The following is a 26809-nucleotide window of genomic DNA, read 5'->3' as shown; positions in this document are numbered from 1 at the left end:
GGGGGCGGCAGTGTCATTGCGGCCCTCACGGGGCCACCGCACCCAGGCCGTCACCCCGGCTCTCACCGGCATCCAACCACGAGCACTCTTCCAGTGCCCGCACCAAGGAGGGTCCAGTAGTGACCGCACTCGTCCAGCACGTGCTCGACGCCCTGAGCGTCGGCTCCACCTACGCCCTGCTCGCCCTCGGCCTGACGCTGGTGTTCAGCGTCATGAACCTGATCAACTTCGCCTACGGGCTGCTGCTGGTGTGGGGCGGGTACGGGGCCTGCGTCCTGGTCGACGCCGGGCTGCCGTTCGTCCTGGTGGTGCCGCTGTGCATCCTGTTCGTCACCGCGCTGTCGATGGCGATGGGACGGGTCGCCTTCCGGCCCTTCATCGGCGCGCCGCAGATCACCCTGCTGATCACCTCGTTCGGCGTCCTGCTGATCATGCAGTACATCGCGATCCTGATCTTCGGTGAGAAGCCCCGGGTGCTGAACACCCCGGACTTCCTGACCGGCGTCATCGCGGCGGGCGGGCTGCGCGTCCCGGTGCTCCAGGTCGTCACCATCGCGGGCGGGGCGATCGTCGTCGCCGCGTTCTACGGGCTGCTCCACCGCACCCCGTTCGGCGCGCACCTGCGCGCCGCCGCGGAGTCGCCGGAGACCGCCCGGCTGATGGGGATCCGTCCGGACCGCGTGCTGATGATCGCCTTCGCGATCAGCGGCGCGATCGCCGGGGTGGTCGGGCTGCTCTGGTTCGCCAAGGTCGGCGCGGTGACCCCGCGGTCCGACCTGGAGCCCACCCTGAAGGCGTTCATCGCGATCGTCCTCGGCGGGCTCGGACGCACCTCGGGCGCCATGCTCGGCGGGCTCGCGCTCGGCGGGATCGAGGTCGCCATGAACGTCGTCCTCCCGTCCGGCGCGATCACCTACGCGCAGGCGATCGTCTTCGCGGTCGTCATCGCCCTACTCGTGCTGCGGCCCGGCGGGCTCAGCGGCGCCCGAACGGAGGCCGCCTGATGGTCAGGCTCGCACTGCGCAAGGACAGCCCGCCCGACCTGCGCGGACGCCTCGGCGCGACGGCCGGGGCGCTGCTGGCGGCGGGCGTGGTGACGCTGCTCGGCGCCCTGCTGTTCATGGCCCCGACGATGGCGGAGATCGTCCTGCTCTTCGGCATCAACGCCATCCTGGTGATCGGGTTCCAGGTGTTCGTCGGCAATACCGGCATCGTCTCGTTCGGCCACGTCGCCTTCATGGCCGTCGGCGCGTACGCGGGCGGGATCGCGGCGATGCCGGTGATCGACAAGGAGGTCACCCTGCCGGACCTGCCGGGTCCGCTGGCGGGCTTCGAGGTGGGGTTCCTCCCCGCGCTGCTGATCGGCGGCGCCGTCGCCGCGCTCCTCGCGCTGCTCACCGGGCCCGCGCTGATGCGCCTGTCGGGGGCGGCGGCGTCCATCGCCACCCTGGGCCTGCTGATCATCGTCAGCAACGTGCTCGCCCAGGCGACGCCGCTGACGCGCGGCCCGCAGTCGCTGTTCGGCGTCCCGGAGAACACGACGTTCGCCGGGGTCTACGCGAGCCTCGCCGTGGTGGTCGTGCTGAGCGCGTGGTTCAAGTGGTCGGCGGCGGGGCTGCGGGCCCGCGCCGTCCGGGACCAGCCCGCCGCGGCGGAGGCGGCCGGGGTGTCGGTGCTGCGCTCGCGGCTCTGGGCGTTCGTCCTGTCGGCGTTCATCACCGGCGTCGCCGGGGCGCTGTACGCCCAGCTGCTCACCGCCTTCTCTCCCGGCTCGTTCTACATCCCGCAGCTCGTCCTGGTGATCGCCATGGCGATCGTCGGAGGCATCGGGGGCATCAGCGGGGCGCTGCTCGGCACGGCCGTGATCACCGTCATCAACGAGGTGCTGCGCAAGGTCGAGAGCGGTGTGTCGATCGGCGGCCTCGACATCCACGCGCCGAGCGGGATCTCGTTCGCCGCGCTGGGCGTCGCCTTGATCCTGATGCTGCGGTGGCGGCCGAGCGGACTGCTCGGGGCCTCGGAGGTGCAGTTCGAGGGCCGGACGCCCGCGCCTCCGGAGGCCGCACCGGCGGAGACCGGGGCGGCGGAGAGCGGGGCAGCGGCTCCGCCGGTCAGGTCGCCCGCCGAGGTCGCCGCCGAGGAGTGAGGCCGGAGAACGTCGGAGGGGGAGGCGCCCTGGCGCCTCCCCCTCTTTCGCGGCTCTAGACATCCAGGACCTAGATATCCAGGACGATCTCCGGGGTGGCGGCGCGGGAGACGCAGGCGTGCATGCGGTCCGCCGTGTCGGCGTTCAGCAGGGAGTCCCGGTGCTGGGGGACGCCGTCCAGCACCGTGACGGCGCACGAGCCGCACACTCCCTTCAGGCAGCCGCCCGCCACGCGCACGCCCTCGCGGCGGAGCGCGGTGAGGAGGCTGACCCCGGCGTCCACCGGCACCCGCAGCCCCGACCGCGCGCACACGGCCTCGAACGGCTCGCTCGGGCCGAAGTCCCTCGGAACAGGAAGGAAGCGCTCGACATGGAAGGCTCCCGCCGGCCACCCGGCGACGGCCTCCTCCGCGGCCTCGACGAAGCCGGGGGAGCCGCAGCAGTAGACGCCGGTGCCGTCCTCGAACGGGCCGACGTACTCGCGGACGTCCAGTCGCCCTTCGGTGCTCGTGGCTTGTAGCGTCACCGCTTCGCCCAGCTCGGCCAGCTCGTCGCGGAACGCGGCCTCCTCCAGGGTCCGGACGCTGTAGGCCAGCTTCCACGGGATCCCGGCGTCCCGCGCCCGCTTGACCATCGGCAGGATCGGCGTGATCCCCACACCGGCGGCCAGGAAGACGTAGCGCTCCGCCGGTCGCAGCACGAAGTGGTTGCGCGGCTCCCACACGCGCACCTGCTTGCCGACGCGCAGGTACGAGTGCATGTAGGCGGACGCGCCCCGGGACAGGCGCTCCTTGAGCACCGCGATCCGGTAGCTGGACCTGTCGGCGGGACTCCCGCACAGGGAGTACTGCCGGAGATGGCGCGTGATCAGCTGGACGTCGATGTGGGCGCCCGGCTCCCATTCCGGAAGCGGGTCCCCGGCCGGGTCCGCGAGCTGGAGGGACACGATGTCGCGGGCCGGGCGGTCGATGCCCGTCACGGTCAGCAGGCGGCCGCCTTCACGGATCATCATCTCAGTAGAGCTCCTGGTAGCCGTCGTCGAAGAGGCGATCGAGCCGTTCGGCGTCGAGCCCCTCCGTGGCCGCCGCGTCCGCCCAGAAGGTGCCGGGGGACGGGATCTCGCGCGCCAGGTCGCGCATGTCGTCCTCCCAGAGCCGCGATCTCAGCAGCGACCGGCCGCAGTGCAGATAGGCTTCGTCGACCTCGACGAGGGTGGCCAGCTCGGGACGCACGTCGTCCTGCTCCAGCATCGTCCGCAGGTCCTCGTCGTCGGTGATGTACGCGCGCCCGTTCACGCGGAGGGTCTCCACCGCCCCCGGAACGAAGAAGAGGAGCCCGATGTGCGGGTTCTCGGCGATGTTGGAGAAGGAGTCGCCCAGCTTGTTCCCGAGCCGGTCGGGGATGACGAGGGTCCGCTCGTCGAGCGCGCGGACAAAACCGGGATAGTCGCCGCGGGGAGTGCAGTCGGCCGCGCCGGAAGCGTCCGCGGTGGCCATGCAGCAGAACGGCGAGTGGGCGATGAAGGCCAGGCAATTCCGATCGAGGTGATCGATGATTTTCAGCCGGGTCTCCGGGTCGGGCTCGCCCAGCAGGCCGCGCATCTCCGCGGCCCCGAGCCGCCGGTGGGCCGTCCGCCACGGGGTCGCGACCGCACCGTCGGCGGCGGTTCCCCGGCGCCCCTCGGATGCGAGCCGGATCTGTTCACGATTCGACTGCACGCTCATATCGTGAGCATACTCTGCGCTACCTGGCCAGAGAAGGTCCGCCCGTCCCGGCGTGCGCTCGGCTCCGGTGCTCGCCGCGAGCCTCCGCTGCGGGGGACTTGTCGCTGACAGGACGCCGTTCGGCGCGGGTGGCCGCCGAGCGCGTCGCGCGCGGAATGCGGCCGTCCGCCGCGGTGGGCTACCATCGTGCCTGTGGCTCGCACATCGAACGAAAATTCGCCTGGTGATGCCGGAGGCGGCAAGAAGGACGGCATCCAGTCCGTCTCGCGCGCTCTCGCCATCCTGGAGCTGTTCAACGAGAGGCGTCCCGAGCTCACCACGAGCGAGATCGCCTCGTTGACCGAACTGAACCGCGCAACCGCGTACCGCTTCTGCCAGACGCTACTGAATCTCGGCTATCTGGAGGAGACCCAGTCGCGGACGTTTCGTCCCGGCCTGAAGGCGATCTCGCTGGCGCGCGCGGCACTGAGCAGCCGGGAACTGTCGGAAATGGCGCGCCCCTATCTCCAGCGGCTGCGCGAGAGCACCGGCGAGACGGTCAACATGGCGCTGCTGAGCGGCGCGGAGGTCGTCTACGTCGCGCGCCTGCTCAACGACGACCTCCTGGCGCTGCGGCTGTTCGTCGGAAGCCGGCTGCCCGTCCACGCCACCTCGCTGGGACGCGCGATCCTCGCGTTCCTGCCCCGCGAGGAGGTCGAGCAGATCCTCGGCGGGGGCGAGTTGGAGGCCGTCACCCAGTACACGATCACCGACCTCGGCAAGCTCACCCAGGAGCTCGACCGCGTCCGCAGCCGCGGCTACTCCCTGAACGACGAGGAGATGGTCCTCGGCATCCGCGGGGTCGGCGCGCCCGTCTTCGACGCGTCCGACCGTCCCATCGCCGCGATCAACGTCTCCATCGCCCGCCCCCTGGACAAGACGGAACTGCGCGACGTGATCGCCCCCCAGGTCGTCGAGACCGCCCGCGCCATCAGCACCCTCGTCACCGAGCTGGCGATCGACTCCGACCACCGCTGACGATCCGCTGGACGACCGAGACGGCCCGGAGCAGGTGGGATTCGTCGCGGTCGGTCCTGTGCGCGATCGCCAGGTCGACCGTGACGGCGGGCCGCGCCAGCGGACGGAAGACGACGCCGTCGAGGGCCAGGGCGGTCACAGGTTCCGGGACGACGGCGACGCCGAGGCCACCGGCGACGAGCGTGACGAGGGTGGACGTCTCGCCGACCTCGTGCCGGATCCGCGGCTCCACGGCGGCGTCGCGGAAGAGCCCGAGGACCACGTCGTACATCACCGACCGGCGGTCCGCCGAGTGCACGATGAGGTCGGCGTCCGCCAGGTCGCCGATCCCGATCCGGCGCCGGGCGGCGAGCGGGTGGTCGGCGGGCGCCGCGACGACGAGCCGGTCGCGGCGCAGCGGCAGGACGGTGAGGGACGCGTCGGTGATCGGGGGCCGGAGCAGCGCCAGGTCGATCCCGCCCGTACGCAGCGCGGCGACCTGGTCGGGCACCAGCATCTCGCCGCGAAATGAGAAGTCGACGCCGGACAGCTCTGTCGACAGGCCCCGCGAGAGGGCGGGCAGCAGGCTGTAGGTCGCGGTGCCGACGCAGCCGATCGTGAGGTGGCCGACGGCCCCGGCCGCGACCCGGCGGGCCTCGTGCGCCGCGTCGTCGACCTCGCCGAGGATCTTCCGGGCCCGCGCGAGGTAGCCGCGGCCCGCGTCGGTGAGGGTGACGCGGCGGGTGCTGCGGTGGAGCAGTTCCACGCCGAGGTCGGCCTCCAGCCTTCGGATCGCCTGCGACAGCGGCGGCTGGGCCATGTTGAGGCGCTCGGCCGCGCGTCCGAAATGGAGCTCCTCGGCGACCGTGACGAAGTACCGGAGGTGACGCAGATCCATATCGTGAACGTCTCAATTGCAGCGAATATTGATACTTCACTGTATCAAGGCAGGTCACCTAACCTCGATCGCATGAGCACCTATCTGTACTCGGCCGTCCGGACGCCATTCGGACGGTTCAACGGCGCCCTCGCGGACGTCCGGCCGGACGACCTCGCGGCGGGTGTGATCACCGCGCTGCTGGAGCGGGCGCCCCGGCTGGACCGGGCCGCGATCGACGAGGTCGTCTGGGGCAACGCGAACGGCGCGGGCGAGGAGAACCGCAACGTCGGCAGGATGGCCGCGCTGCTCGCGGGGCTGCCGACCGGCGTCCCCGGCTCGACCGTCAACCGCCTGTGCGGGTCCAGCCTCGACGCGGCGATGATCGCGTCCCGGACGATCGACACGGGCGACGCCGACGTGGTGATCGCCGGCGGGGTCGAGTCGATGACCCGCGCGCCGTGGGTGCTCCCGAAGCCGCGCAAGGCGTTCCCCGCCGCCGACGTCACCGCGGTCTCGACGACGCTCGGATGGCGGCTGGTGAACCCGCGCATGCCGAAGGAGTGGACCGTCTCCCTGGGCGAGGCCAACGAACTCCTCCAGGAGAAGTACGGCGTCACCCGGGAGCGACAGGACGCGTTCGCGCTGCGCTCGCACCGCCTCGCCGCGGCCGCCTGGGACGACGGCTTCTACGACGACCTCGTCGTCCCGACCGGGGGGTTGAAGCGCGACGAGGGCGTCCGCGCCGACACGTCGCTGGAGAAGCTCGCCGCGCTCAAACCGAGTTTCCGCGCCGACGGCACCATTACCGCCGGCAACGCCTCGCCGCTGAGCGACGGCGCGTCCGCCCTGCTGCTCGGCTCGGCCGAGGCCGCCGACCGGCTCGGCCTCGAACCCCTCGCCCGCGTCGCCGGACGGGGCGCGTTCGCGCTCGACCCGCAGGACTTCGGGTACGCCCCGGTCGAGGCGGCGAACCGCGCCCTCGCCCGCGCCGGGATCGGCTGGGACCAGGTCGGCGCGGTGGAGCTCAACGAGGCGTTCGCCGTGCAGTCCCTCGCCTGCGTCGACGCCTGGGGCGTCGACCCGGAGATCGTCAACACCCGGGGCGGCGCGATCGCGATCGGCCACCCGCTCGGGGCCAGCGGCGCCCGCGTCCTCGGCACGCTCGCGAAGGTGCTCCGCGAGCGCGGCGAGCGCTGGGGCGTCGCCGCCATCTGCATCGGCGTCGGGCAGGGCCTGGCGACCGTCCTGGAGAACACGGACCTGGAGAGCACGGAGGCACGCGCGTGAGCCGCACCGAGATCCTGGAGACCATCGACGAGGCCGTCCAGGGGGTCGAGGACGGCAGCACCGTCCTGGTCGGCGGCTTCGGCTTCGCCGGCATGCCGTTCGACCTCGTCGACGGGCTGATCCGGCAGGGCGCGACGGACCTCACCATCGTGTCCAACAACGCCGGCAACGGCGACGTCGGCCTCGCCGCGCTGCTCAAGGCCGGACGGGTCCGCAAGGTGGTCTGCTCGTTCCCCCGGCAGAGCGACTCCTACGTCTTCGACGAGCTGTACCGGGCCGGGCGGATCGAGCTGGAGATCGTCCCGCAGGGCAACCTCGCCGAGCGGATGCGGGCCGCCGGCGCGGGCATCGGCGCCTTCTACTGCCCGACCGCCGTCGGCACCCCGCTCGCCGAGGGCAGGGAGACCCGGACCATCGACGGGCGCGTCCACATCCTGGAGTACCCGATCAGGGGCGACGTGGCGCTGATCAGCGCCCACCGCGCCGACACGATGGGCAACCTCGTCTACCGCAAGACCGCCCGGAACTTCGGCCCCGTCATGGCGACCGCCGCCGCGACCACGATCGTCCAGGTGGGCGAGGTCGTCCCCGCGGGCGCCCTCGACCCGGAGGCGGTCGTCACGCCCGGCATCTACGTCGACCGCGTGGTGCGTGTCGAAGAACGCCGCTACACCGTCCAAGGAGCGCGCTGACCATGTCCCTGACCCCGGACCAGCTCGCCGCGGTCGTCGCCCGCGACATCCCGGCGGGCTCCTACGTCAACCTCGGCATCGGCCGCCCGACCAAGGTCGCCGACCACCTCCCGGACGACTCCGGCATCGTCCTGCACACCGAGAACGGCATGCTCAACATGGGCCCCGCCGCGACCGGCGACCAGATCGACCCGGACCTCACCAACGCCGGCAAGGTCCCGGTGACCGAGCTCCCGGGCACCTCCTACTTCCACCACGCGGACTCCTTCGCGATGATGCGCGGCGGCCACCTCGACGTCTGCGTCCTGGGAGCCTTCCAGGTGTCGGCGACCGGCGACCTGGCGAACTGGAGCACCGGCGCCCCCGACGCGATCCCCGCCGTCGGCGGCGCGATGGACCTGGCCATAGGAGCCAAACAGGTCTTCGTGATGATGACCCTCTTCGACAAGCAGGGCCAGTCGAAACTCGTCCCCGAATGCACCTACCCCCTGACCGGCGTAGCGTGCGTGAGCCGCATCTACACCGACGTGGCGGTAATAGACGTAGGCCCAGACGGCGCCACCCTCCGGGAGTCGTTCGGAATCACCCCCGACGAACTCCGCGCCCGCCTGCCCGTCCCGCTCACGATCTCCTGACGCCTGGGCCTGCGCCGGGCCGGGCAGCTGAGGAGAGGAACATGGCTGCGTTTTCGGTTCCGTTCACGCTGGGCGTGCGCCGGGTTCCCGTCATTCGAGGTCGATGATGGGCGGTGGATAGTCGAGTGTTCGTCTGCGGGCGGCGGGCAGCGTCCAGGGCCGGTGAACGCGCCGGCCGTCGATGTCGGCGAGTTCGGGCACGTACCTGCGGACGTAGTCGCCGCCGGGGTCGAACCGGGACGCCTGCCGCAGCGGGTTCATGGTCTGGCCCGGCCGGGTGCTGTTGCCGGTCCCGGCCACCCACTGCCAGTTCCCCGCGTTGTCGGCGACGTCACCGTCCGTGAGCCAGTCGTTGAAGTGGCGCAGGCCGTGCCGCCAGTCGATACCGAGGTCGCGGGTCAGGAACGACGCGGTGATGAGCCGCGCGCGGTTGTGCATGAAACCCTCCCGGTGGAGCTGCCGCATCCCGGCGTCGACGATCGGGACGCCGGTCATGCCGTCGCACCACGCGGCGAGCGCGTCCTCGTCCCGGTTCCAGCGCTGTCCGCGCGGCCGGTAGTCGTCCCGCGCGAGCCCGGGGAACGCGGCGGCGACCTGGTGGTGGAAGTCGCGCCAGGCGAGCTGTCGCCGGACCGCGTCCGGGCTCGCCTCCGCCAGCTCCCGCGGCGACACGCAGCCGAACTTCAGGTACGGGCCGAGCCGGGACGTGCGATCGGCGGCGAGGTCGTCGCGGACGCGCTCGTAGTCCGCCGCGTCCGCGCGCAGCCACGCCGCCATGCGTTCGCGTCCCGCCCGCTCACCCCCGGGCGCGACGTCCGGGGAAGGCGCTCCCGACGTCAGGTCGGCCCGCCGGGGCAGCGGCCCCGGCCTGACACCCGGCGGGAGGCGGACGTCCCGGGGCGGGTCCGCGACCGGGCGCCATCGCGCCGCCTCCCAGGCACGCCAGTACGGGGTGAACACCCGGTAGTGGTCGCCACCGGCGGGAACGAGGTCCCCGGGCGGGACCACCGTGACGCCGGGGCACGCCGAGACGTCCAGGTCGAGGCCGCGCAGCCGGGCGAGACGCCGGGTCGCGTACGCCGACCGCTCGTCGCCGAGGAACAGCGCGCTCGCGTGCGTCTCCTTCGCCAGCCGGCCTGCCTCGGCGACCGGGTCGCCGCGCCGCACCACCAGGTCGCCGCCCAGCTCACGAAGCGACGCGCGGAGGTCGGCGAGGCTGTCGAGGAGGAAGCAGACCCGGTTCGGAGCCGCGAAGCGGCCGCCCAGGATCGTGTCGTCGAAGACGAACAGCGGAACGACGTGGTCCGCCTCGGACGCGGCGGCCAGCGCGGGGTTGTCGTGTACCCGCAGGTCGCGGGTGAACAGCAGCACCGAAGTACTCATCACCAGAGGTTTCGGAGCGACCTCCCTGATCGGTTGCCGCACCACTCGGGCCGTCGTCGCCGGGTACTTCTCGCAGGCTCTTCCGGTCAGGCGGTGAGCGAGCGCAGGGCGGCCTGGATGCGCGTCTCCGCGTCCTCGGCGACGCTCCGCAGTTCGTCCCGTTCCGGGACGGCGACCATGACCTGCGGGTTGAGGGCCTGGACCAGAGTCCACCCGTCGTCGGCGGCCCGGACGACGACGTTGCACGGCAGCAGCAGGCCGATCTCGCGCTGGACGTCGAGGGCGGTGTGGGCGAGGCGGGGATTGCAGGTGCCGAGGATGACGTACTCCTCCATCTCGGCGCCGATCTTCTCCTTGAGGGTCGCCTTGACGTCGATCTCGGTCAGCGTGCCGAACCCCTGGGCCTGGAACGCCTCCTTCACTCGGGGCACGGCCTCCTCGTAGGGCAGGTCCAGGCTGATGGTGAAGGCGTATTCCATGGTGTCGTCCCCTCCGTCGAGCTGTGCGGTGGCCGCCGCCTCCGGTCAGGCGAGCGCCAGGAACAGCTTTTCCAGTTCTTCCTCGGTCATCGGGGGCGCCGCACCGTCGGCGGTGGACATGCACTGCCGCATGCCACTGGCGACGATCTTGAACCCGGCGCGGTCCAGGGCGCGGGAGACCGCGGCGAGCTGGGTCACCACGTCCTTGCAGTCCCGTCCGGCCTCGATCATCGCGATGACCCCGGCCAGCTGGCCCTGGGCCCGGCGCAGGCGGTTGAGCACCGCGCCCATCGACTCCTCGTCCACGCTCATGCCCATGGTCGTGCCTCCGTTCGCTGCGGACTCGCTCCCCATATTACCCCCCGGGGTATAACTGCGGGACGGCCGGGATCGGGGGATCAGGGGCGCCCGGCCGCCCCCTGGCCCGGATCAGTCGTGGGAGAACCGGACTCGCGGCAGCGCGCGCCGCAGCCACCTGGGCGACCACCAGGCCGCACGGCCGGTCAGCCGCAGCAGGACCGGCAGCAGGACCAGGCGGACCAGCGCGGCGTCGAGCAGGACCGCCACGCCGAGGACGACGCCCATCTCCTTCGGCGGCAGCGGCCCGGAGAGGGCGAAGGTGAAGAAGACGGCGACCATGACGGCGGCGGCGGCGAAGACGACCCGGCCGGAGTGCGCCAGCGCGCCGACCATGGCCTCGCGCGGGTCGCCGCCGCGTTCGAAGTGCTCCTTGGCGGAGGCCAGCAGGAACACGGTGTAGTCCATCGCGATGGCGAAGATCATGGCGAAGAAGAACACCGGGGCCCAGCCGTCCAGGAAGCCCTGCGAGGTGAAGCCGAGCAGCCCCGCGCCGTGGCCGTCCTGGAAGATCAGCCGGGCGGCGCCGAACGCGGCGCCGGTGGACAGCAGACTGGCCAGCGTCCCGAGGGCCGCGATCAACGGCGCCTGGAGGGCGAGCAGCAGCAGCACGAACCCCAGGGCGAGGACGACGCCGATCACCAGCGGGGTCTTCTGGGTGAGCAGGTCCTGCAGATCGAGGTTCTCCACCGCGGCGCCGCCGACCAGCGAGCCGTGCGGCAGGTCGGCGCGCAGGGCGTCCACCGTCGACGCCAGGGCGGGGTCGGACGGGTCCGCGGCGGGGACGGCCTGGATCAGGGACCAGCCGGAGCCGTCCGCGGCGGGCTGCGCGGGCATCACCCCGGCGACGCCGGGTGTGCCCCCGACCTGGTCGGCGACGGTCGCGGCCTGACCGGTCGGGGTGAGGATCTGCAGGGTTCCGGGGGCGCCGGGGCCGAAGCCGTGCTGGACGGCGGTGTACCCCGCGCGGGCGGACGCGTCCCCGGGCAGCACGTTGATCGACGGCATCGCGGTGCGCAGCCCGAGCACCGGGGCGGCCAGCGCGAGCAGGACGATCAGGGCCGCGCCGCCGAACAGGACCGGGCGGCGCCACAGGCGCCGTCCCCAGGCGGCGAACCGCGGCGACCGGTGCTCGCCCGCGCGCACCCACGGCAGCGCCAGCGAGTCGACGCGGTGACCGATCCTGCCCAGCACGGCGGGGAGCAGCGTGAGCGTCGCGGCCAGCACGAACGCCACGGCGAGCATGATCCCGCCGGCCATGGAACGGAACGCAGGCGAGGGCACCAGCAGCACGGCCGACAGGCTGACCAGCACGGTCGCGCCGGACAGCAGCACGGCCTTCCCCGCGGTGTCCATCGTCTCGGCGACGGCGTCCACGCTCGTCCGCGCGCGGCCCATCCGGGCGCCGCGGAAGCGCATCACCAGGAACAGCGCGTAGTCGATGCCGAGCGCGAGGGCGAACATCATCGCGAAGTTCATCGCCCAGATCGAGATCGGCATCAGGTGGGTGAGCAGGACCAGGGAACCGGCCGAGGCGGCCAGCCCGGCCATGGTCAGCAGCAGCGGCAGCCCGGCGGCGACCAGGGACCCGAAGGCCAGCACCAGGATCGCGAGGGTCACCGGCCAGGACACGACCTCCGATTTGATCATCGCGTCGTGGTTGGCGGTGTTGAAGTCGCTCCACAGCACCGAGGCGCCGGTGGCGTTCACGCGCACCCCGTCCCCGGACAGCGCGGACAGCGGCCCCTTGAGGTCGTCGGCGGCGCGGACCATGGTGTTCGGGTCGGCCTTGGCGCCCGCGAGGACGATCGCGGTGCGCCCGTCCGCGCTGATCGTGGCGCCCGGCCGGGGCGGGACGACGGCGGCGATCCGGGCATCCCGCTGGACGATCCCGGTGGCGCGGTCGACGACCCGCCGCACGGCCGGGTCGCTGACGGGACGGTCGGCGGAGACCACCACCTGCAGCGCCGACGACGCGTTGCCGCCGAAATGCCGCTGGGCGAGTTCGCGGACGGCCACCGACTCCGACCCGTTCGCCTGCCACCCGGCGCCGGACAGCGCGGAGTTGACCTGCGGGGCGAACGCGCCGAGCACGGCCACGACCGCCACCCATGCCAGCAGGACCAGCCGGACGTGGGTGGCCGCCCAGACACCGAGGCGCCCGAGCGGCCCGGGACGGACGGGCGCCGCGCTCACAGCCGCCGAGCCGGCGGCGTCTCCTGACTCGGCTCGCATGCGTTCTCCTCCTGGACGCGCACAAATACCCCTGGGGGTATCTATCGCCGCCCACCGTACCAGAGATACCCCCAGGGGTATCAACCGCGGATGGCGCGGGCCTTAAAAAGATCTTGAGGTCCTGGTGTTGCTTGGAGATCGGCCCGGTTAGCCGTGTCGCTGAGCGACATATATCCAGGGACCGGTGTGCTCGACGGCGTCGGCTGATCCACGTTCGTGAGTCGTGACCATCATGTTCGGGCGGGGCGACCGGGCCGCCGCCGGGGAGGAGTGGCCGTGTGCGGCGGTGAGATCCGCAGCAGGCTCCGGCCGTTCCTCCTGGTCCTCATCCATGAGCGGCCGGGGCACGGCTACGACCTGATCGACCGGCTGGCGGGGATGGGCCTGGCGGACGTCGAGCCCGGCCACGCGTACCGGGTCCTGCGCGGCCTCGAACGCGAGCTGCTCCTGACGTCCAGGTGGATGCCCTCGGACGCGGGACCGGCCCGGCGGCTGTACGAGCTCACTCCCGCGGGTTCGGCGTATCTGAAGAACCGGATGGAGGAGCTGGCCGAGTTCGGAGGCGTGCTCGACACCTTCCTGTCGTTGTGGACGAGGACCTCCCGTACGAAGGCCGTCGCGTTCGGTCGGCCCTGAGATCGTCCCTGAGATCGGCCCTGAGGAGCTGGACATGGCACGAGAAACGGCGGAGGAGGCCGTGCGGGCCGCCTTCCGGCGGCGCGCCGACCCGGGGCGGGCCCTCGGCGCGGACGCGGACCTCATCGCCGCGGCCTGCCGCGACATGGCGGCGCGCTTCCGCCGCGACGGCAAGATCATCACGTTCGGCGAGGGCGGCGCGGCGACGGACGCCCAGCATGTCGCGGTGGAGTTCCTGCACCCGGTCGTCGTCGGGAAGCCGGCCCTGCCCGCGCTCGCGTTGACCGCCGCGACGGCCGACCGGTTGCGGTTGCTCGCCTCTCCCGAGGACATCGCCCTGGGTTTCTCGCCCGACGGCCGGTGCGCGAACGTCCTGGAGGCCCTGCGGGCCGCCCGTGAGGTCGGGGCGCTGACGGTCGCCCTGGTCGGCGGGGACGGCGGCGACATCGCCGGTGACAAGGCCGTCGACCATGCCCTGATCGCCCGGTCCGACGATCCGTGCGTGGTGAAGGAACTGCACGTCACCGCCTACCACATCCTGTGGGAACTGGTTCATGTCTTCATCGAGCGGCAGGGGTCGCCGGAGCGGTTCGCGGCGGAATGCCATGAGGACGTCTGCGTCACCTGTTCCGACACGGCGGTCCCGGTTCGCGTGCGTGAGGTCATGGACGGCGGCCTCGCGATCGTCGAGACGGAGAACGGCCCGGAGGAGATCAGTCTGGCGCTGGTCGACGCCGGGCCGGGGGACACCGTCCTGGTCCACGCCAAGGAGGCCATCGCCGTGCTGGGGGAGCCGACGGGATGAACCCGGAATCGTTGTATCCGTTCCTGTCCCCGGAACAGGGCGACGGCTCCGGCGTGCTCGCGGACGTGCGCGCGTCCACGGAGGAGAAGGCAGCCGAGATCGTCGCGCTGCGGGAGTCCCTCGCCGACCTGCACGGTGAGCGGCTCGTCGAGTGCGCGCGGCGGATGGCCGCGTGCTTCGAGGACGGCGGCCGGCTGTTCGCCTTCGGCAACGGCGGCAGCGGCACGGACGCGCGGCAGATCGAGGAGCTGCACGTCGGCCCGCCTCCGCAGGGCAGGCCGCTGCCCGCGGTCTCCCTTCCCCACGACGTCGCCACGGTGACCGCCCTGTCCAACGACGTGAGCTTCGACGTGGCCTTCGCGCGCCAGCTCGCCGCGCTCGCGGGCGCCGGGGACATCGCCATGGGCCTGTCGACGAGCGGCGGTTCGGAGAACCTGCTGCGCGCCTTCGCGGAGGCGAACCGCAGGCGGATGCTCACGGTCGGCTTCGCGGGCTACGACGGCGGAAGAATGGCGCAGGCCGGAACGGTCGACTATCTCTTCGTCGTGCCCTCCTCGTCCGTGCACCGGATCCAGGAGGCGCAGACGACGCTCTACCACGTGCTCTGGGAACTCACCCAGTGGGTGCTGCGCGGACGGTCGTGAGACGCGATGGCCACGGTCGCGCGGCTCCGTCTCCGTATCGAGGGAATCGTGCAGGGCGTCGGGTTCCGTCCTTTCGTCTCCGGATTGGCGTCTGAATACGGCGTCTCGGGCTTCGTCGGGAATGACGCGGAGGGCGTCTTCGCGGAGATCGAAGGCGACCGCGCGAAGCTGGACGGTTTTCTCGCCGATCTCGAACGGCGGGCCCCGGCGCTGGCGATGGTCGAGCGGGTGCGGGCCGAACCGACGGCGCCGGTGGCGGAGCGCGGCTTCCGGATCGTGCCGAGCCCGCCCGCCGCGGCGCGTTCCGCGCTGGTCTCTCCCGACATGGCGACATGCGGGGAATGCGTCGCGGAGACCGTCGCCCCGGCGGGCCGCCGGTCGGGTTATCCGTTCACGAACTGCACCGATTGCGGGCCGCGTTTCACCATCGTCGCGGACGTCCCGTATGACCGGCACAACACGACCATGGCCGCGTTCGGAATGTGCGAGGCGTGCGCGCGGGAGTACGCCGACGCCGCCGACCGGAGATTCCACGCGCAACCGGTGTGCTGCCCTGAATGCGGTCCGTCGCTTCGGCTCACCGGGCCGGACGGCGTCCCGGCCGACGGGGAGCCCCTGGCAATGGCGTCCGAATGGCTCCGGCAGGGCCGCATTCTCGCGATCAAGGGGCTCGGCGGTTACCACCTCGCGGCCCTCGCCGACGACGAGCGGGCCGTCCGGGCACTGCGCCGCCGTAAGCACCGGGAGGACAGGCCGTTCGCGCTGATGGCCCCCGATCTGGCGTGGGCGCGGAGACTGGTCCGGCTGGACCCGGTCGGCGAACGGGTGCTGGCGGGAGCGCGCCGTCCGATCCTGCTGGCGCCGCGCCTTCCGGACGCCCCGGTCGCGGACGCGGTGGCGCCGCTGAACCGGGAACTCGGGGTGATGCTGCCCTACACGCCCCTGCACCACCTGCTCGCCCGCCGTCTCGGCCGCCCGTTCGTCCTGACGAGCGGCAACGTGTCCGACGAGCCGATCGTCTGCCGCGACGACGACGCGCTGGAACGGCTCGCGGGCATCGCGGACGGGTTCCTGACGCACGACCGGCCCATTCAGGTGCGCACCGACGACTCGGTGGTCCGCGTTTTCCGCGGAAGAGAACTGCTCGTCCGGCGCTCACGCGGATATGTGCCCGCCCCGTTGACCACTGCCCAGCCGTTCCCTCGCCCGGTCCTGGCGTGTGGAGCCGAGTTGAAGAACACCTTCTGCGTGGCCAAGGGAAACCGGGCGTTCGTGTCCCATCACATCGGAGATCTGAAGAACTACGAGACGCTCCGCTCGTTCATCGAGGGCATCGCCCACTTCCGCCGCCTTTTCGACGTGACGCCCAGGATCGTCGCTCATGACCTGCACCCGGAGTATCTGTCGACGAAATACGCGCTGGACCTGACGGGCGTGGACGTTACGGCCGTTCAGCATCACCATGCCCACATCGCGTCCTGCCTCGCCGACAACAATGCGAGCGGCCCGGTCATCGGCGTCGCCTTCGACGGGCTCGGTTTCGGGGACGACGCCACCCTGTGGGGCGGCGAGCTGCTGATCGCGGACCTGGTGGGATTCCGGCGGGCGGGCCATCTGGAGCCGGTGCCGATGCCGGGCGGCGCGGCGGCCGTCCGCGAACCGTGGCGGATGGCGGCGGCGCATCTCCTCGCGGCCTACGGCGACGCCGTTCCCGAACTGGATCTGGCGCGACGGAACCGTGCGCGGTGGGACGCGGTCGCCGCGCTGGCCCGGAAGGGCGTCAACGCTCCGCTCACCTCCAGCGCCGGACGCCTCTTCGACGCGGTCTCGGCGATTCTCGGCGTCCGGGACGTGGCGCGATACGAAGGCCAGGCCGCCATCGAACTGGAGCAGCGGGTCGCGCCGGAGGAACGCGGCGCGTATCCGGTGACGGTGAGAGACGAGAACCCGCTGGTCATCCAGGGTCGCGACCTCGTGCGAGGCGTCGTCGACGATCTGCTCTCCGGCGTCGCCGTGGGCCGGATCGCCGCCCGGTTCCACAACGGGCTGGCGCGGGCCGTCGTCGTGTCGGCGGGCGTTCTGCGGGAACGCACCGGCCTCGGCGCGGTCGCTCTCTCCGGAGGCGTGTTCCAGAACCTGACGTTGTTGGAGCGGGTCGTCGAGGGCTTGGAGGAGGACGGTTTCCAGGTCCTCGTCCACTCCCGGGTGCCGTCCAACGACGGCGGGATATCCCTCGGTCAGGCGGTCGTCGCGGCGGCCCGCGACCGCGCCGGGCTCCTCGAACCGGCCTGAGGTGGTGGTCGTCAGCAGATCCGCGGCAGTGGATCGCCCACCAGCATGTCCACGACGCGCGTGCCGCCGAAGGACGTCTTCAGCAGGACCGCGCCGGGCGGCTCCGCCGCGACGTGCCCGACGATCGCGGCGCCCTCTCCCAGCGGGTGCCCGCGCAGCGCCGCGAGCGCCGCGTCCGCGTGCTCGCCGTCCACGACGGCGACGAACCGTCCCTCGCAGGCCACGTACAGCGGGTCGATGCCGAGCAGCTCGCAGGCCCCGGTGACCACGGGCGCCACCGGTACCGCCGCCTCGTCCAGGACGACGCCGAGCCGGACCGCCTGGGCGATCTCGTTGAGGACCGTCGCCACCCCGCCGCGTGTCGCGTCGCGCAGCACCCGCACCCCGCCGGGGACGGCGTCCAGGAGCGCCGCGACGGGCTCGCGGAGCGGCGCCGTGTCCGAGGCGAGGTCGGCCTCGATGTCGAGTTCGCCGCGGGCCAGCATGATCGTGACGCCGTGCTCCCCGATCGGCCCGGAGACCAGCACGGCGTCGCCGGCCCGGACGGCGGCGGCGCCCAGCGCCACGTCCCGCTCCAGGACGCCGATGCCGGCGGTGTTGACGTAGCAGCCGTCGGCCTTGCCGCGCTGGACGACCTTGGTGTCGCCGGTGACGATGGAGACTCCCGCCGCCGACGCGGCGGCGGCCATCGACGCCGCGATCCGCCGCAGGTCCGCGACCGGGAACCCCTCCTCCAGGACGAACCCGGCGGACAGGTACATCGGCCGGGCCCCGCACACGGCCAGGTCGTTGACCGTCCCGTTCACCGCCAGGTCGCCGATGTCCCCGCCCGGGAAGAACAGGGGCGACACCACGAAGGTGTCGGTCGTGAAGACCGTCCGGGTCCCGTCCAGGGTGAGGGTGGCGCCGTCGGTCATGGCCTCCAGGTGCGGGTTGCGGAAGGCGTCCACGAAGACGGCCTCGACGAGGGTCTGCGTGGCCTTGCCGCCCGCCCCGTGCGCCAGGGTGACGCGCTCCTCCCTGACCCTGGGCTTGCGGAGACGCGCCCGCTCGATGCGTTCCAGGACGCGCTGTTCGGCGGACTGCTCGGCGGACCGTCCCGCGGTGGTCTCGGCGCCGGTGGTCATGCGCGCGTCGCCTCCTTGACTCGGTCGCGGGTGAAGCGCCCGAAGTTGTAGTAGGCCGCGCAGGCCCCTTCCGAGGACACCATGCAGGTGCCGATCGGCGTCTCCGGCGTGCAGGCGGTGCCGAAGACCTTGCATTCCCAGGGTTTGATGACGCCCTTGAGGACCTCGCCGCACTGGCACGCCTTCGGGTCGGCCACCCGGACGCCCGGAACGTCGAAGACGCGCTCGGCGTCATGGACGGCGTAGGCGTCCCGGACCCGCAGCGCCGACTGGGAGATGAACCCGAGCCCGCGCCATTCGAAGTACGGCCGCAGCTCCATGACCTCCCCGATGACCTCCAGCGCCTTGGGGTTCCCGTCCCAGGGCACGACGCGGGTGTACTGGTTCTCCACCTCGGCGCGGCCGTCGGCGAGCTGCCGCAGCAGCATGTGGACCGACTGCAGGATGTCCAGCGGCTCGAAGCCCGCGCAGACCAGCGGCTTGCCGTACCGGCCGGGGATGAACCCGTACGGGCGGCAGCCGATGACGGTCGACACGTGCCCGGGGCCGAGGAAGCCGTCGAGCCGCAGGTCCGGCGAGTCCAGGATCGCCTTGATGGCGGGGAGGATCGTCACGTGGTTGCAGAAGACGGAGAAGTTCTCGACGCCCTCGGCCGCCGCCCGCAGGACGGTCATCGCCGTGGACGGCGCGGTCGTCTCGAACCCGATCGCCATGAAGACGACCCTGCGGTCCGGGTTCAGCCGGGCGATCTTCAGCGCGTCCAGCGGCGAGTACACCATGCGGATGTCCGCGCCCTCGGCCTTGGCGTCGAAGAACGAGCCGCCGCCGCCGGGCACGCGCATCATGTCGCCGAACGAGGTCATGATGACGTCCGGGTGGCGGGCGATGGCGATGGCGTCGTCCACCCGGCCCATCGGGATCACGCACACCGGGCAGCCGGGCCCGTGCACGAGCTCGACGCTCTCCGGCAGGTGGTCCTCCAGGCCGTGCTTGTAGATGGTGTGCGTGTGGCCGCCGCAGACCTCCATGAACTTGTACCGCCGGCCGGGCTCGCACAGCGCGGTGATCTGCGCGGCCAGCGCGCGGGCCTGGTCCGCGTCGCGGTATTCGTCGACGAACCGCATGCGGTCAGCCGCCTCTCGGTCGATGTCGGGTGTGCCGCCCGGCCCCCGGCGGGGCCGGGCGCTCAGGTGATGTCGGAGTCCGCGAGCGCCTCCAGCTCGTCGGCGTAGGCGCGGCCGAGCCCCCGCAGCAGGTCGAGCGTCGCCGCGGCCTCCGCCTCGTCGATCTTCGACATGGCGAAGCCGACGTGCACGAGCACCCAGTCGCCGGGCTTCGCGCCGTCCGGCGCGAGCAGGCCGATGTTGACGGCGCGGCGGACGCCGACGACCTCGACCGTCGCGATGTCGTCGCGGTCGGGTGAGAGTTCGACGACCTCACCGGGAATCCCGAGGCACATCCGCCATGCCGTCCTTTCCGCTCACACTCGCTCACATCCGCTTGAGCCTGATGTAGCGGCGCATCGCCGGGAGTTCCCTCCCGACGAGCACCGCCATTCCGGCGGCGGCCGCGCAGGCCGCGCCGATCCACACCTTCCGCATGCCGCTCTTCTTCTCGGGACGACCGGTCAGCCGTGTCAGCCGTGTCAGCCGGGTCAGCCGGTTCTGTCGGGCGGGCCGGGTCAGCACGGCGGCAGGTTCGGCATGACGGGCAGGATCGGGTCCCGCTCCTTGGGCCTGATGCCGGTGGAGCGCCGCGAGTCGGCGGTGCCGTCCTCGTGGTGCCCGTTCTCATGCGCGTAGGCGCCCTTCCTGTTGCCCTGCCGCACGCCCTTGACGTGCGACGGCGCGTCAGGGGCGACGTCCGGTTCACCGACGCGGATCTCAGCCATGACTGTTCTCCTCTCGTGGCCCGTTCGGGTGTGGCCCGTTCGGGCGGATCGGGTTTCCGGGACGGCCCCTCCGGCCGTCCAACCGGGTGAAGAACTCCTCGACGGCCCCCCAGACGCGGTCTCCCCCGGACAGTCCCGTCCACGCTTCCCTGATGACGGCGACGAGCCGGTAGCAGTCGTCGATGGGGACGAGCCACTGCTCGTCCGCCCCGCCGACCGTGCTGACCAGCAGGGCCTCCACCGCGGGCCGCATCGAGGCGAGGCCCGGTTCGCGGGCGGCGGCGGCCGTCCAGGCGGCCGGGTCGACCGTCCAGGCCGTGGCGCCCACCGGGCTCGGGTAGCGGGCGGTGACGGCTCCGTCCGGCCCGACCGTGAAGAACGCGAGCCGCACCGGGACGCCGAGGTCGGCGGCCGAGACGCCGCTCAGCCGAAGCCTGCGGTCCGGCACGAGCCGGTAGTGGCCGAACCCCGCGCCGTCCTTCTCGAAGAGCAGGGCGCAGGCGCGGCAGGCGCACTCCAGTTCACCGGTGCTCTCGTCGAGGACGTGGGCGTGGCCGTCCGCGACGGGCACGTCGCACAGGCCGCACCTGTCGTCGTCCCGCGCCCGGGTGGACGATCTCAGGATCGCCCGGCCGAGCGCGCCGGAGGCCGCGGGCGCCGCGCCCGGGTCGAGCGACGTCATGGGGCGCCGTCCACGGTGGTCCGCGTTCGCAGCAGCGCCTCGACGGGCACGAACGCCGCCGGCGCGGCGGGGGCGGCGAGGACGACGCCGGTCAACTCGGGCGCGGCGGCCAGCACGGCCTCCCGCACGACGTCCTCGACGGGTTCGCCGCCGCCGCATCCGCACCCGCCCGCCGTCACCCGGACCTCAGCGGTCCGCTCCCGGACCTCGACCAGTTCGGCGTCCGCGCCATTGCGGCGCAGCCCCGGCCGGAGCGCGTCCAGGGCGCGGGCGACGCGCCCTTCGACCGGCTCGGGATGGACGCCGTGCAGGACGAGCAGATGCCCGACGAGCTCGTCGCCGAGGAGCGCCTCGACGAGGCGGGCGTCGCCCGAGGCGCCGTCCATCACCCGCGCCAGCGCCTCCCCGTACACCTCGGTGAGCAGGGTCACCGCGTCGAGCGCCGTCTCGGCGGTCGCGCCGGGCGTCCGCTCCAGCGTGCCGAGCGCCTCGTCGAGGCGGCCGAGCCGTCCGGCGACCGCGTCGCCGTCGAGGCGGCGCACGGCCGGTGCGGGCGAAGGGTCAGGCATGGGTCGATCCGAACATCGGGGAATGCAGTTTCTGGATCGTCCGTCCGCCGCCGACGTACATGTGCACGCCGCAGGGCAGGCACGGGTCGAAGCTGCGGACGGCGCGCATGATGTCGACGCCCCGGAAGTCGTCCGGGCCGTTCTCCTCGAAGATCGGCATGTCCTGGACGGCGTCCTCGTAGGGGCCGGGCGTCCCGTAGCTGTCGCGCGGGCTCCCGTTCCACGGCGTCGGCGGGTACGGGTGGTAGTTGGCGATCTTCCCGTCCCGGATCACGAGGTGGTGCGACAGCACGCCGCGCACCGCCTCGTGGAACCCGCACCCGATCGCCTCGTCCGGCACCTCGAAGTCCTCGAACACCTTGGTGTCGCCCGCGTGGACGAGGCCGAGCGCCTGTTCGACGAAGTGCAGCGCCATCGCCGCCGCGTAGGCGACGAAGTAGGCGCGGGCCCGGTTCCGTTCGAGGGCGTTCGACCACTGCGGGATGCGCCATTCGAGCGTCGTCTCCGGCAGGTCACGGCCCTTCGGCAGCGAGATCCGCACGCTGGACCCGGTCGACTTCACGTACGGGGTGTCGACCATGTTCGCCAGTGCGGTGGTGTAGAGCCGCGCGAACGGGCCGCCGCCGGTGTCCAGCGCGAGGTGGTCGTTCGTCCCGGGAGGCTGCCAGCGGGGGCTCATCACCCAGCTGTACTTGTCGTCGAAGTCGCGCTTCTGCGGCACCGGCAGGGTGGTCTGGTTCCACGGGTGGCGCATGTCCACCGGGTTGCCGAGCGGGTCGTGGGTGACGAACGGCTCCTCGTTCACCCAGTCGTCGTAGAAGGAACTGCCCAGCAGGATGCGGATGCCGAGGTTGATGTCGACGAGGTCGGTGGTGAGGAGCCGTCCGTCCACGACGACGCCGGGGGTGACGAACATCGCCTTGCCCCACTGGTTCATCGTCTCGTACTTGTAGTCGACCACGGACGGGTCCTGGAAGGCTCCCCAGCAGCCGAGCATGACGCGGCGGCGCCCGACCTCCTCGTATCCGGGCAGCGCCTCGTAGAAGAAGTCGAAGACGTCGTCGTTCATCGCGACGGCCTTCTTCACGAAGTCGATGACGTCCATCAGACGGGAGAGGTAGTCGGTGAAGACCGTCGGGGTCGGCATGGTGCCGACGCCGCCCGGATACACCGTCGACGGGTGGACGTGCCTGCCCTCCATCAGGCAGAACATCTCCCGCGTGGTGCGGCTGACCTGGAGGGCCTCCTTGTAGACCGACCCCTCGAACGGGTTGAACGCCTCCATGATGTCCGCGATGGTCCGGAAGCCGTGCACCGCCGCGCCCGGCGCCTCGGTGTCCCTGGCCCGCCGCAGCACGGACGGGTTCGTGTCCTTGACCATCGCCTCGCAGTAGTCGACGAAGACCAGGTTGTCCTGGAAGATCGTGTGGTCGAACATGTACTCGGCGGCCTCGCCGAGATTGATGATCCACTCGGCGAGCGGCGGGTTCTTGATGCCGTAGGCCATGTTCTGCGCGTACACCGAGCACGTGGTGTGGTTGTCGCCGCAGATCCCGCAGATGCGGCTGGTGATGAACCCCGCGTCCCGCGGGTCCTTGCCCTTCATGAACACCGAGTAGCCGCGGAACAGCGACGACGTGCTGTGGCACTCGGCCACCCGCCGGTTCGAGAAGTCGATCTTCGTGTAGATGCCCAGGTTGCCGATGATGCGCGTGATGGGGTCCCACGACATCTCGACGAGTTGCCCTGGCTCGCCGCCGGCGGGCGCCTTTTCGGTCGTTGTCATCGGTGCGGTCCTCTCCTGCGATCCGTGCTGCGGCTCCTGCGATCCGTGCTACGGCCGCCAGCGCGGGTCGTAGCCGCTGGTCAGTACCTCACGGTTGTGATGCCACTTCGGCTCGACGTTGGCGGTGGCGTTGGTGATCCCGCGCATCCGGCGGATGAAGGCCCCGTACGGCCTGATGAGCGTCGACGAGAGGTTCCCGCCGGGCGGCGCGTCCATGAACGGCATGAACTTGTCCGGGAAGCCCGGCATGGTGCAGGCGATGCAGATTCCGCCCACGTTCGGGCAGCCGCCGACGCCGCCCATCCAGCCGCGCTTCGGCACGTCGCAGTTCACCACCGGACCCCAGCAGCCGACCTTCACCTGGCACTTCGGCGAGTTGTAGTCCTTCGCGAAGTCGGCCTGCTCGTAGTAGGCGGCGCGGTCGCAGCCCTCGTGGACGGTCTTGCCGAACAGCCACTGCGGGCGCAGCTTGTCGTCCAGCGGCGGCGGGGGAGCCTCGCCCGCCGCGTGCTGGAGGACCCAGACCAGCGTCTCCATGAAGTTCTCGGGCTGGACGGGGCACCCGGGCACGTTGACGATCGGCAGCCCGCCCGCCGACCTGAAGTCCCACCCGAGGTAGTCGGCGAGGCCCATGCACCCGGTCGGGTTGCCCGCCATCGCGTGGATCCCGCCGTAGGCGGCGCAGGTGCCCGCGGCGACGACCGCCCACGCCTTCGGCGCCAGCCGGTCGAGCCACCAGTTCAGCGTCAGCGGCTCGCCGGTGTCCGGATGGTTCCCGAACGACGACCAGAAGCCGTCCCCGTTGATCTTCTCGTTGGGCACCGAGCCCTCCAGGACGAAGATGAACGGCTCCAGCTCGCCGCTCGCCGCCGCCCGGAACGGTGCGAGGAACTCCTCCCCGCCCAGCGTGGGCGAGAGCACCTTGTTGTACAGGTGCACCTTCGGCAGGCCGGGGATCAGGCCGCCCACCACGTCCTCGATCGACGGCTGGCCGGCGGCCGTCACCGAGACGGTGTCGCCGTCGCAGCTCATCCCCTCGGAGATCCACAAGATGTGGACCTCGTCGAAACCCTCCGCGTGAGTCATGGCCGGTTCCTCCTTCTGTCCGGGGTGTGCTCGACGCTCCGGTCGGCGGCGTCGGCGGCGTCGTCGGCGTCGTCGGTGGCGCTCTCGGCGGCCGGTGCGTCCACGGTGATCGACTCCAGGACCACGTCCTCGCGGCCCGCGCTCGCCACGTCCACGGCGCCGCAGGCCGGGCACGCCGCCAGGGCCACGGCGCTGTTCACCGGCGTCTCCGCGCGGCAGCGGCGGCAGCGGACGCGGAGCGGCTCCAGCACGAGGTCGACGCCCGCGCCCTCGGCGACGGTGCCCATCGCGGCCATCCGCACGCCCTGCTCGATCACCGCCGGGTCGACCGGATGCCCGCCGACGCGGACCCGCATGCCGCGCACCGTCCGGTCGCCCGCCCGCCGCACGGCCGCCTCGACGATGGCCTCGCACATTCCCAGCTCATGCATTCGCCCGCTCCGGATCCGTAGTCGCGTCCTTGTCGCGTGCGGCCCCGTCCGCGGCCTCGCCGCACGCCAGCTCCGTCACCAGGCGGACGGCCTCGTCCACGGCCGCGCGCACGGGCGGCGACAGCTCCATGCGCTCGTCGACGACGGCGGGACGGCAGCCCACCACGAAGACGCGGGGCAGGTCGCCGCCGAGCCGGAGGAGGAGCCGGAGCACGGCCACGGGGTGCATGCCGTGGCCGTCGACCGCCGGCGGGCCGAGCGGATCGTCGGGACCCGCGCCGTCGACCGACGCCGCGTCCACCTCGATGACGGCGAGGGTGCCGGGCGGTCCTTCGACAGGGACCGCGTCCACCATGATCAGGACGTCGTGCCGGCCGTCCAGCAGCTCGTACGCCAGATGGACGCCGCGGACGCCGTAGTCGGCGACCTCCACGTCCGCGGGGAGGGCGGAGCCGTCCATCCGCCGGACGACCTCCACGCCGAACCCGTCGTCCCCGAGGAACACGTTCCCGATGCCCGCCACGAGGACCCGTCCGCCCACCGGTCGGTTCATGGCCGGTCCGCCTCGGCGGAGAGCGGCTCTACCTCGGCGGGGGAGAAGTAGCGGAAGCGCCCGTACCACCGGTTGAGGTCGGCGGCGGGATCGTCCTCCACCGTGACCGCGAGGTGCGTGGCGTCGTCCACGTCGGTGAGCACCGCCTCGACCTGCGCGGTCCTGCCGTCCAGGAACCGGTCCTGGGGATCGACGCCGCGCCGCCGGGGCCGCAGCCGCACCCGGCTGCCCCGGCCGACGGGCACGCCCGCGACCACGACGACGCCGTCTCCGGGCGGCTCCGGGGCGGCGTCCGGCATGGGCCGCAGCGACCGGACCGCCCCGTGCAGGCGCGCGAAGACCTCCGGCGGCATCGACTCGGTCCGGTCCAGGATCTCGGCGGCGCGCGGATCGGTGGCGCGCGCCTCCCGCTTCTCCGCGTCCGTCAGTGTCAGCGTCCGCAACGAGAGGATCTCGTCGATCTCGGTCGCGTCGTGCAGGTCACCGGGGCTCTCCGGGGCTACCCGGGGGTGGTCGTAGAGCAGGATCGGCGAGGACAGCACCACGTGCTCGTCACCCGGCGGCCCCGCCAGCACGGGGAACGTGTGGACGTTCGCGCACTCCTCGACCGCCGCCCCGGCCCATCCCGGCGGATCCAGCGCGGACACGAACGCGCCCCCGTCCGCGCCCAGCAGCACATGGCAGGCGATCAGCGACTCCGCCAGCGCCTCGTCCCGGGCGGCTCCCGGCGGCGTCACCGCGCCCGCGTTCGCCACGTGGACGCGCAGCCGGTAGACGTCGCGCGGACCGTCGTCCGCGTCGACCCGCGCGGCCGACACCGTCACCGTGGCGGGCACCGGGTGCCGCCGCCGCCGGACACGGCCGAGCGGGCGGCCGTCCTCGTCCGCCACCTGCTCGGTGTCCAGGCCGCCCGGGGCCTGGAAGCCGAATTCGTGGGGCTCGTCCAGGACGTCCCGCAAGGAGAACCGCAGATCGAACTCCTGTGGCTGGGCCTCATCGAATCCAAGCTCCAGCCGCGCGCCCGAAGACAACGAATCGACCAGCCGGTAGGAGCCGTCGGCCAGCCGTTCCTCCACACTCTTAAGCTGAAGCTGAAGAAACCGAACCTGGCAGATGACCGTTTCGTCGGGGGACGCCTTCAGGAGGCATTCGGTCTGCTGCCACGGCGCCTCGACCGACCCGGCCACACTCGTGTCGGCAAGCCCCTGCGCCTCCGCCCACCCCGGCGGGACGATCACCCCGAACTGCCAGCGCACGCGGTTCTTGCCCGACGACCGGCGGTACGGATAAAGGAGATAGCCCTCATAAAGAATCGCGTCGGCGACCTTGCGCGCATATTCCATTCCGCTGGCAGCCGTGACCGGCGGATGCTCCACCCCGATCACACCCCCCAGCCGGTTACGCCACCCATGCAATGGCGCAGGGAAAGCACGTCTCCGGTATAGCAACCAAATCCGGCCCCAGTAAGTGAGGACGACCAGTAGGTGAGGCCT

At 72.0% G+C, this 26809-nt stretch carries 29 protein-coding genes; 10 read left to right on the top strand and 19 right to left on the bottom strand.

The window, feature by feature from the left end; genetic code table 11:
• The first annotated feature begins 119 nt into the window (after positions 1–119).
• Positions 120–1004, top strand: a complete 885-nt coding sequence (locus tag FXF65_RS43235) for a branched-chain amino acid ABC transporter permease (RefSeq protein WP_148356302.1) — start codon at positions 120–122, stop codon at positions 1002–1004.
• Positions 1004–2146, top strand: a complete 1143-nt coding sequence (locus FXF65_RS43230) for a branched-chain amino acid ABC transporter permease (protein WP_148356301.1) — start codon at positions 1004–1006, stop codon at positions 2144–2146. Before FXF65_RS43235 ends, FXF65_RS43230 begins: the two co-directional genes overlap by 1 nt.
• Before the next feature lie 70 nt (positions 2147–2216).
• Here the strand turns inward: FXF65_RS43230 and FXF65_RS43225 are convergent, their stop codons facing one another.
• Both FXF65_RS43225 and FXF65_RS43220 read right to left on the bottom strand, forming a co-directional pair.
• Positions 2217–3158 carry a PDR/VanB family oxidoreductase gene (locus tag FXF65_RS43225; RefSeq protein ID WP_222869068.1) on the bottom strand — a complete coding sequence of 314 codons (942 nt, stop codon included), beginning with the start codon at positions 3156–3158 and terminating at the stop codon, positions 2217–2219.
• A gap of 1 nt (position 3159) precedes the next feature.
• The gene (locus FXF65_RS43220) at positions 3160–3870 is read right to left on the bottom strand and encodes an MSMEG_1061 family FMN-dependent PPOX-type flavoprotein (protein ID WP_222869067.1); all 711 of its coding nucleotides are present in this window, start codon (positions 3868–3870) and stop codon (positions 3160–3162) included.
• A 192-nt stretch (positions 3871–4062) separates the two neighbouring features.
• Here FXF65_RS43220 and FXF65_RS43215 point away from each other — a divergent pair, with 192 nt between their 5' ends.
• Positions 4063–4887 carry an IclR family transcriptional regulator gene (locus FXF65_RS43215; protein WP_148356300.1) on the top strand — a complete coding sequence of 275 codons (825 nt, stop codon included), beginning with the start codon at positions 4063–4065 and terminating at the stop codon, positions 4885–4887.
• Here FXF65_RS43215 and FXF65_RS43210 read toward each other — a convergent pair.
• A complete protein-coding gene (locus FXF65_RS43210; RefSeq protein ID WP_148356299.1) occupies positions 4853–5764 on the bottom strand; it encodes a LysR family transcriptional regulator in 912 nt (303 codons plus the stop codon). The genes FXF65_RS43215 and FXF65_RS43210 overlap by 35 nt on opposite strands.
• Before the next feature lie 72 nt (positions 5765–5836).
• Here FXF65_RS43210 and FXF65_RS43205 point away from each other — a divergent pair, with 72 nt between their 5' ends.
• From FXF65_RS43205 to FXF65_RS43195, 3 genes are read left to right on the top strand one after another with little or no spacing between them, the layout of a single operon-like run.
• Entirely contained in the window at positions 5837–7033 is a 1197-nt protein-coding gene (locus tag FXF65_RS43205; RefSeq protein WP_148356298.1) for a thiolase family protein, read from the top strand.
• The gene (locus FXF65_RS43200; protein ID WP_148356297.1) at positions 7030–7725 is read left to right on the top strand and encodes a 3-oxoacid CoA-transferase subunit A; all 696 of its coding nucleotides are present in this window, start codon (positions 7030–7032) and stop codon (positions 7723–7725) included. Before FXF65_RS43205 ends, FXF65_RS43200 begins: the two co-directional genes overlap by 4 nt.
• Before the next feature lie 2 nt (positions 7726–7727).
• Complete coding sequence (locus FXF65_RS43195; RefSeq protein WP_148356296.1) at positions 7728–8360, top strand: 3-oxoacid CoA-transferase subunit B; 633 nt, start codon at positions 7728–7730, stop codon at positions 8358–8360.
• A 90-nt stretch (positions 8361–8450) separates the two neighbouring features.
• Here the strand turns inward: FXF65_RS43195 and FXF65_RS43190 are convergent, their stop codons facing one another.
• The 4 genes from FXF65_RS43190 to FXF65_RS43175 form a co-directional block, all read right to left on the bottom strand.
• Positions 8451–9743, bottom strand: coding sequence for a cryptochrome/photolyase family protein (locus FXF65_RS43190; protein ID WP_148356295.1), 1293 nt, complete (start codon positions 9741–9743; stop codon positions 8451–8453).
• Between the two features lie 86 nt (positions 9744–9829).
• A complete protein-coding gene (locus FXF65_RS43185) occupies positions 9830–10222 on the bottom strand; it encodes a DUF302 domain-containing protein (RefSeq protein ID WP_148356294.1) in 393 nt (130 codons plus the stop codon).
• A gap of 45 nt (positions 10223–10267) precedes the next feature.
• The gene (locus FXF65_RS43180; RefSeq protein ID WP_148356307.1) at positions 10268–10534 is read right to left on the bottom strand and encodes a metal-sensitive transcriptional regulator; all 267 of its coding nucleotides are present in this window, start codon (positions 10532–10534) and stop codon (positions 10268–10270) included.
• A 117-nt stretch (positions 10535–10651) separates the two neighbouring features.
• A complete protein-coding gene (locus tag FXF65_RS43175; RefSeq protein WP_148356293.1) occupies positions 10652–12814 on the bottom strand; it encodes an MMPL family transporter in 2163 nt (720 codons plus the stop codon).
• Between the two features lie 276 nt (positions 12815–13090).
• On the opposite strand from FXF65_RS43175, the gene FXF65_RS43170 reads away from it, so the two are divergent.
• From FXF65_RS43170 to hypF, 4 genes are read left to right on the top strand one after another with little or no spacing between them, the layout of a single operon-like run.
• The gene (locus FXF65_RS43170) at positions 13091–13450 is read left to right on the top strand and encodes a helix-turn-helix transcriptional regulator (protein ID WP_148356292.1); all 360 of its coding nucleotides are present in this window, start codon (positions 13091–13093) and stop codon (positions 13448–13450) included.
• Between the two features lie 34 nt (positions 13451–13484).
• Positions 13485–14255 carry an SIS domain-containing protein gene (locus FXF65_RS43165; protein ID WP_148356291.1) on the top strand — a complete coding sequence of 257 codons (771 nt, stop codon included), beginning with the start codon at positions 13485–13487 and terminating at the stop codon, positions 14253–14255.
• Positions 14252–14899, top strand: coding sequence for a D-sedoheptulose-7-phosphate isomerase (locus FXF65_RS43160; RefSeq protein WP_148356290.1), 648 nt, complete (start codon positions 14252–14254; stop codon positions 14897–14899). Before FXF65_RS43165 ends, FXF65_RS43160 begins: the two co-directional genes overlap by 4 nt.
• Before the next feature lie 6 nt (positions 14900–14905).
• A complete protein-coding gene (gene hypF / locus FXF65_RS43155) occupies positions 14906–17191 on the top strand; it encodes a carbamoyltransferase HypF (RefSeq protein WP_148356289.1) in 2286 nt (761 codons plus the stop codon).
• Between the two features lie 11 nt (positions 17192–17202).
• Here hypF and hypE read toward each other — a convergent pair whose 3' ends face one another.
• The 12 genes from hypE to FXF65_RS43095 form a co-directional block, all read right to left on the bottom strand.
• Positions 17203–18318 (bottom strand): hydrogenase expression/formation protein HypE, encoded by a 1116-nt coding sequence (gene hypE / locus FXF65_RS43150; protein ID WP_148356288.1) that lies wholly within the window; start codon positions 18316–18318, stop codon positions 17203–17205.
• On the bottom strand, positions 18315–19442 hold the full coding sequence (gene hypD / locus FXF65_RS43145) for a hydrogenase formation protein HypD (RefSeq protein ID WP_148356287.1): 1128 nt from the start codon (positions 19440–19442) through the stop codon (positions 18315–18317). Before hypD ends, hypE begins: the two co-directional genes overlap by 4 nt.
• A gap of 62 nt (positions 19443–19504) precedes the next feature.
• Entirely contained in the window at positions 19505–19777 is a 273-nt protein-coding gene (locus FXF65_RS43140; protein WP_148356286.1) for a HypC/HybG/HupF family hydrogenase formation chaperone, read from the bottom strand.
• A 31-nt stretch (positions 19778–19808) separates the two neighbouring features.
• Complete coding sequence (locus FXF65_RS43135; protein WP_148356285.1) at positions 19809–20006, bottom strand: DUF6893 family small protein; 198 nt, start codon at positions 20004–20006, stop codon at positions 19809–19811.
• Positions 20000–20209, bottom strand: a complete 210-nt coding sequence (locus FXF65_RS43130; RefSeq protein WP_148356284.1) for a hypothetical protein — start codon at positions 20207–20209, stop codon at positions 20000–20002. Before FXF65_RS43130 ends, FXF65_RS43135 begins: the two co-directional genes overlap by 7 nt.
• Positions 20202–20891: a DUF5947 family protein gene (locus tag FXF65_RS43125; RefSeq protein WP_148356283.1), complete on the bottom strand. Its 690-nt coding sequence runs from the start codon at positions 20889–20891 to the stop codon at positions 20202–20204. Before FXF65_RS43125 ends, FXF65_RS43130 begins: the two co-directional genes overlap by 8 nt.
• Entirely contained in the window at positions 20888–21460 is a 573-nt protein-coding gene (locus tag FXF65_RS43120; protein ID WP_148356282.1) for a NifU family protein, read from the bottom strand. The genes FXF65_RS43125 and FXF65_RS43120 overlap by 4 nt, the downstream gene beginning before the upstream one ends.
• Positions 21453–23246, bottom strand: coding sequence for a nickel-dependent hydrogenase large subunit (locus FXF65_RS43115; protein WP_148356281.1), 1794 nt, complete (start codon positions 23244–23246; stop codon positions 21453–21455). The genes FXF65_RS43120 and FXF65_RS43115 overlap by 8 nt, the downstream gene beginning before the upstream one ends.
• A 48-nt stretch (positions 23247–23294) precedes the next feature.
• Complete coding sequence (locus tag FXF65_RS43110; RefSeq protein ID WP_148356280.1) at positions 23295–24332, bottom strand: NADH-quinone oxidoreductase subunit B family protein; 1038 nt, start codon at positions 24330–24332, stop codon at positions 23295–23297.
• Positions 24329–24763 carry a hydrogenase maturation nickel metallochaperone HypA/HybF gene (locus tag FXF65_RS43105; RefSeq protein ID WP_148356279.1) on the bottom strand — a complete coding sequence of 145 codons (435 nt, stop codon included), beginning with the start codon at positions 24761–24763 and terminating at the stop codon, positions 24329–24331. The genes FXF65_RS43110 and FXF65_RS43105 overlap by 4 nt, the downstream gene beginning before the upstream one ends.
• Positions 24756–25316, bottom strand: a complete 561-nt coding sequence (locus tag FXF65_RS43100) for a hydrogenase maturation protease (RefSeq protein WP_187412836.1) — start codon at positions 25314–25316, stop codon at positions 24756–24758. Before FXF65_RS43100 ends, FXF65_RS43105 begins: the two co-directional genes overlap by 8 nt.
• Positions 25313–26659, bottom strand: a complete 1347-nt coding sequence (locus FXF65_RS43095; RefSeq protein ID WP_148356305.1) for a hypothetical protein — start codon at positions 26657–26659, stop codon at positions 25313–25315. The genes FXF65_RS43100 and FXF65_RS43095 overlap by 4 nt, the downstream gene beginning before the upstream one ends.
• Between the last annotated feature and the right edge of the window lie 150 nt (positions 26660–26809).

This window comes from Actinomadura syzygii (assembly GCF_008085905.1).
GTDB classification, from domain to species: Bacteria; Actinomycetota; Actinomycetes; order Streptosporangiales; family Streptosporangiaceae; genus Spirillospora; species Spirillospora syzygii.
The sequence above is the reverse complement of the archived record's forward strand: the minus strand, read 5'-3'. Positions and strand labels throughout refer to the sequence as shown.